The following is a 5559-nucleotide window of genomic DNA, read 5'->3' on the forward strand; positions in this document are numbered from 1 at the left end:
GGCGGGCGCGGTCAGGGGCGGGCGCGGACGGCGGCGCGGTCCTCGACGGCCGGGGTGAGGAGGGCCAGGCGGGCGTCGGTCGGGTCGGTGATGACGGAGAAGCGGCCCGGCTTGATGTCGGTCGGCGGGATGTGCACGCGCCCGCCCAGCTCGGCCGCCGCGGCGGCGGACTCGTCGCAGTCGGACACCCAGAAGTAGGGGATCCAGTGGGCCGGGTAGCCGGGCGGCCAGTGCTCGTCCATCGGGACCATGCCCGCCACGGACCAGTCGCCCACCTTCCAGTTGATGTAGACGGGACGGTGGTAGTCGCGTTCCACGGACCTCCAGCCGAAGACCTCGCCGTAGAAGCGGCGGGCGCCCTCGATGTCGCGGCAGGCCAGCTCCACCCAGCACATCGCGGCCGGCTCGTCCACGACGCCCGCGCCCTGCAGGTGGTACGGGTACCAGAGGGCGAAGTCGGCGCCCTCCGGGTCGGAGCACACGGACAGCTGCCCGAGGTCGGCCACGTCGAGCGAGTCGACCAGGACCAGGCCGCCCGCCCGGCGGACGGCGTCGAGCGAGGCCGCCATGTCGGCGGTGCGGAAGTAGCACGTCCACGAGGAGGGCAGGGAGTCGTCCGCGAGGGTCTGCATCCCGGCGACCTCCGGCCCCTGGACGCCGCCGAGGGTGAACATCTCGTACTCGCCCATGTCCGAGGTCAGCGTGTAGGAGTACCAGCCGAACAGGTCGCAGTAGAAGTCCTTCGACCGCTCCGGGTCCGGGCTGGCCAGCTCCGCCCAGGTCGGGAAGCCGGGGGCGAACGAGGTCACCTCGGGCATCGCCGGCCCCTGACAGCTCGCATGCCGGCGGCACTGGGGAGGCGGGCGCGATCTGCGCCGTCGTCGGGAATCATCAAGATCATCCAAAGGTCGGCGGGTCCACAGCTGTACGTCCGGCCGGGTCAGCGGCGGGGATGGAACCTCCTCGCGGCCTCCCGGCTCGGCGCGAGGACGGCGAAGCGGGCGCCGGTCGGGTCCGTCAGGACCGAGAAGCGGCCGTTCTCCATGTCGCTCGGCGGGACGCGGGTCCGCGCGCCCAGCTCGACCGCGCGCGCGGCGGAGCCGTCGCAGTCGGACACCCAGAAGTACGGGATCCAGTGGGCCGGGTAGCCGGGCGGCCAGCGCTCGTCCATCGCCACCATGCCCGCCACCGGCCAGCCGTCCACCTCCCAGTCGGTGTAGACGGTGCCGTAGTAGTCGCGGTCGACGGCCTTCCAGCCGAACACGGCGCCGTAGAAGCGGCGGGCCTCCTCGACGTCCCGGCAGGCCAGCTCCACCCAGCACATCGACTCCGGCACGGCGGCGTCGGGCGTCAGCTCCGGGTCGTGCGGCTCCCACAGTGCGAACTCGGCGCCCTGGGTGTCCGCGCACAGCGCCGCGCGCCCGATGTGGGCGATGGTGGCGGGCTCCATCAGCGGCTGCCCGCCCGCGGCCTGGACGGCGTCCAGCGTGGCCGTGAGGTCGCCCGTGTAGAAGTAGCACGACCAGGACGGCGGCTGCGTGTCGTCGGTCAGCCGCTGCATGCCGGCGACCCCCGGGCCGTTGATGTCGCGGAGGGTGAAGACCACGTAGTCGCCGTAGCCGTCGGTGGCCAGCGTGTAGGAATACCAGCCGAACAGGTCGCCGTAGAAGCGGCGCGACACCTCGACGTCCGGGCTGGCAATTTCCACCCAAAAGGGTGTTCCGAGGACATAGCCCTTTGCCTTGCCCCCCGCCGGACTTTCGCCGCGCCGTCCGTTCACTGCGTCCATGAGCCTCACGCTAGGGACGGGTGCGCAATCTCCATGACGCAGCCCGCAAGCAGACGTGCCAAAGTGAGCCCAATATTCGGCAAGCCGTACCGTTTTCGCGGCGCGGCGTTCAGGTGCTCACGACCGTCTGGAGGAGGCCCCAGACGAAATGCGCGACGTAGGCGCCGCCGTCGGGCATCGTGATCGTCGCGTGCCAGCGGCTCGGCGCGTCGCCGTCCTGGTGGGCCACCGCGCCGAACCGCGCGTCGACGTCGCCCACCACGCACGACCAGGGGACGAGGTCGTCGGCGGTCGTCAGCTCCGGCACGGGGACGCCGTCGTCGCGGACGAGCCACTCCTGCACGACCGAGCCGTCCGGCGCCATCATGATCTCGAAGCGGAGGCCGGGCCACAGCGGCAGCGGCGGCCACCACGCGGTCTCGCACGCGACGTCGCCGATCCGCCGGCCGGCGGCGCCGGCGGGCGGGCCGAGGACGGCCTCGTAGCGGCGGCGGCCGCGCGGGAACGCCCGGGACCGCAGGATGCGCTGCCAGCGCGCGTTGACCTCCCGCATCTCGGTGCGGGACGCGCCGAGCGCGCGCATCGCGTCCTCGACGAGGCCCGGCTGGTAGTCGGCCATGCGGCGGAGCAGCACGAGCTGGAACTCGCGCCGCGCGAACCCCTTCACCCCGGCCACGCTACCCGGCGCGCCCCGGGCCGGGCCGGGCTGTGCAGGAACAGGCCGTGCGCGGCCACCGCCCGCCGTCCTCCTCGGCGGCGAACCGGGCCGGCGGCCCGGTCAGGACTTGCCGGCGCCGATCGTGGCGGCGATCTTCGGCCAGCTCGCGGCCAGCTCCCGCTTCCAGTACTTCCAGTTGTGCATGCCGGGCCCGTACAGGTGCGCGGTGACCGGGATGCCGGCCTGCTTCGCGGCGGCGACGAAGTTCTCGTTCATCGTCCCGGCGAGCTGCTCGCCGATCCGCCCCGCGTCCAGCGGCGGGGTGTCGGGGTTGTCGAAGGGGCCGGGCTCGCCGTTGCCGGACGAGACGTAGACGCCGATGCCCTTCAGCTTGGCGACGTTGACGGTGGCGTCGTGCGCGCGCCAGTTCGCCCGCGCGGTGATCGGGTCGCCCCAGATGGCCGTGCCCGCCTGCCGGTTCATGGACGTCAGGATGACGGGCATGCCCGGCGCGGTGATGTTCAGGGCGCCGCTGTAGGACGCGGCGTACTTGAACGTGGTGGGGTGCCGTTCGGCGTAGGTGATGGCGCCCTGCCCGCCGGACGACAGGCCGATCGCGGCGCGCACCGACCCGGCGTGGAAGTTGCGCTCCATCAGCGGGATGACCTCGTCGATGTGGAAGGTCTCCCACTTGGGGATGCCGCCCTTGCCGCCGTTCCACCAGTTGGTGTACGAGCCGTTCCAGCCGCCCTCGGGCATCACGACCATCGCGTTGTACGGGCCGATGACCTGCTCGATGTCGGAGTCCTTCGTCCAGGACGTGTAGTTGTTGTTGCCGCCGTGGTAGGCGTACACGACCGGCCACGTCTTGGTGGTCTTGGACTTCCAGCCCTTGGGGATCATCACCCGGGTCTTCACGGCCGCGCCGAGCGCGGGCGAGGCGATCGTCACGTCGAAGATGCGCGAGTTGACCTTCTTCACGCCGGTGATCGCGGCGCCGTCCGGGGCCTTGGCGTACTTGCTGGACGTCGTGCCCGGCGGCATGTGCGGCTTCTTGCCGTGGCTGCCGCTGTCGGTGTCGGGGTTGCCGGGGCTCGGCGAACCGCCGCCCGTCTTGAACGGGTTGGTCCCGAGCGGGACGCTCGGCAGCTTCGCCGGCTTGGGCGACCCGCTGGGGGACGCGGAGCCCGCGGGCGCCGACGGCTGCGTCGCCGGTCCGAACGAGGGGATCGCCTGGGAGTTGCCGGACGCCTCCGACTTGCCGGTCGGCACGCCGATGCCGGCCTGGGCGAGGCCGACCATGACGGTGGGCAGCACCACGGCCGCCGCCGCGGTGCCCGCAATGGCGATCTTCCTGTCGGTACGCTTCTTCATGGACTCCCCAGCCGCCCGGGCCGCCCCCGGCCCGACGCTCTGCTCGTCCGGTAGAAACTACTGTCCCGGGCGTCACAGCCGCAAGTATTGGCAACGAATGCAATAAAGGTGAGACAAGGCGTCCGCGACCGGCGTCGCGGCCCTGCTCAGGGGCGGATCGACTGGGCGTGCCGGAACACGTTGCACGGGTCCCAGCGGCGCTTGACCTCCTGGAGTTTCGCGTAGGCGTCCTTGTAGTAGAGCGTCTCCCACGACTGACCCGACTCGTTCCAGCGGCGATCACCGAGATCGGCGTCCGGATAGCCGATGTAGCAGCCGTCCGTGGTCTCGCCGCCCGCGACGGGCACACCGCCGGTCGCCGCGAACGTCGCCTTGTAGGCGTCGCGTATCCAGGCGATGTGCGCGTCCTCCCCGCCGTCCTGCTCCGCCCAGTAGACCTGGTACTGCACTTTCAGAATGGAGTCGCGCTGCCTCGCCGCGGTCGGGTGCGGCGGCCTCTTGACGGCGCCGCCGTACGAGTCGACCTGAATGAGGGCCTGCCGATTGGCGTAGTCGGTGTACTGCTCATTTCCGAGATAAGCCCACATCGCATCGATCTGCTCGACCGTGAACGGCTTCCGCAGATAGGCGGACTTGTACTTGCCGCAGCGGTTCCCGCCGCCGGAGCCGAGCGCCCGCGCCGCCGTCAGCCACGGCATCGCCCGCGGAACGTCGAGGTGGACGAAGTGCTCCCCCATCACCGACCGCATCTTCGTCGCGGCGGGCCCGATCCGCCCGTCGACGGCCGCGATGAACTCCGCCATCGCCCGCGGGCCGTCCGGGTCGTCCGCGTCCACCTGCGCCAGGAGCCCGATCTGCCCGTTGCTCACGTGGTTGAGCTTCAGCATCGCGAACAGCTTCCCCGCCGCCGTCGACGGGTTCTGATGGTCGCGGAAGTACTCCCCGAACGCGGTCACCAGCGCGGCGAACTCGTCCTTGGTGAAGTCGCTCCAGTCCCACGCCAACGCCGCCAGGAGCACTTGTCCCGGCGGCTGCGGAAGCCCCCGGAACCAGAACCGGGTGACCAGCCCGAAGTTCCCTCCCCCGCCCCCGGTATGGGCCCACCACAGCCCGCACAGCTCGGAGTCCCGGTCGTCGCGCCGGGCCACCACCAGCCTGACGTTCCCGTCCTCGTCGGCCACCGCCACCTCGACCGCGTAGAGGTAGTCGACGGTCAGCCCGTGCTGCCGCGACAGCAGCCCGAACCCGCCCGCCGGGACGTGCCCGCCGAGCCCCACCGAGAAGCACGCCCCGCCGGGCAGCGCCTTCCCGCTGACCGGATACAGCCGGCCGTACACATGCCAGTTCGTCGCCCCGGCCTCGACGCAGTACGCCTTCATGGACTCGTCGTAGGACACCCCGCACATCGGGCTGACGTCCAGGATCACCCGCACGTCCTCACCGCACACGAAGTCCTCGTAGCAGTGCCCGCCGGACCGAACCGTGATCCGCGTCCGCGCGGGGTCCGCCGGCTCCTCGCCGACCGCCTCCGCGAGCGCCGCCCTGGCCTCTTCGGGCGTCCGCACGAGCCGCACGTACTCCGGCGCGGCGACCCACCGCTGGTTGAACCCCCGGCTGAGCGCCGGATACCGCTTGTCCCCGCCCCTCACGACCGTGGCCGGCACCGCCGAAAGCCCACTCATGCCCCACGCCCCCGCGCACCTGGAAGAAAGGCCCCGGAAGAACCTTCCCCGCCGCG

General features: G+C 71.6%; 5 protein-coding genes. All 5 read right to left on the bottom strand.

Translation table 11 applies throughout. The features are described 5' to 3' along the window. Positions 1–11: 11 nt before the first annotated feature. Positions 12–818: a VOC family protein gene (locus tag ACIWVC_RS02620; protein WP_396445651.1), complete on the bottom strand. Its 807-nt coding sequence runs from the start codon at positions 816–818 to the stop codon at positions 12–14. A gap of 122 nt (positions 819–940) precedes the next feature. Continuing rightward, positions 941–1708, bottom strand: coding sequence for a VOC family protein (locus ACIWVC_RS02625; protein ID WP_396445652.1), 768 nt, complete (start codon positions 1706–1708; stop codon positions 941–943). A gap of 190 nt (positions 1709–1898) precedes the next feature. Further along, on the bottom strand, positions 1899–2456 hold the full coding sequence (locus ACIWVC_RS02630; protein WP_396445653.1) for a hypothetical protein: 558 nt from the start codon (positions 2454–2456) through the stop codon (positions 1899–1901). Positions 2457–2567: 111 nt separating this feature from the next. Next, positions 2568–3821, bottom strand: coding sequence for an alpha/beta hydrolase-fold protein (locus ACIWVC_RS02635; protein WP_396445654.1), 1254 nt, complete (start codon positions 3819–3821; stop codon positions 2568–2570). A 146-nt stretch (positions 3822–3967) separates the two neighbouring features. Continuing rightward, positions 3968–5503, bottom strand: a complete 1536-nt coding sequence (locus ACIWVC_RS02640; protein ID WP_396453753.1) for an FAD-binding oxidoreductase — start codon at positions 5501–5503, stop codon at positions 3968–3970. Positions 5504–5559 lie beyond the last annotated feature (56 nt).

The sequence above is a fragment of the Actinomadura sp. genome (assembly GCF_044508335.1).
In the GTDB taxonomy this organism is placed as follows: domain Bacteria; phylum Actinomycetota; class Actinomycetes; order Streptosporangiales; family Streptosporangiaceae; genus Spirillospora.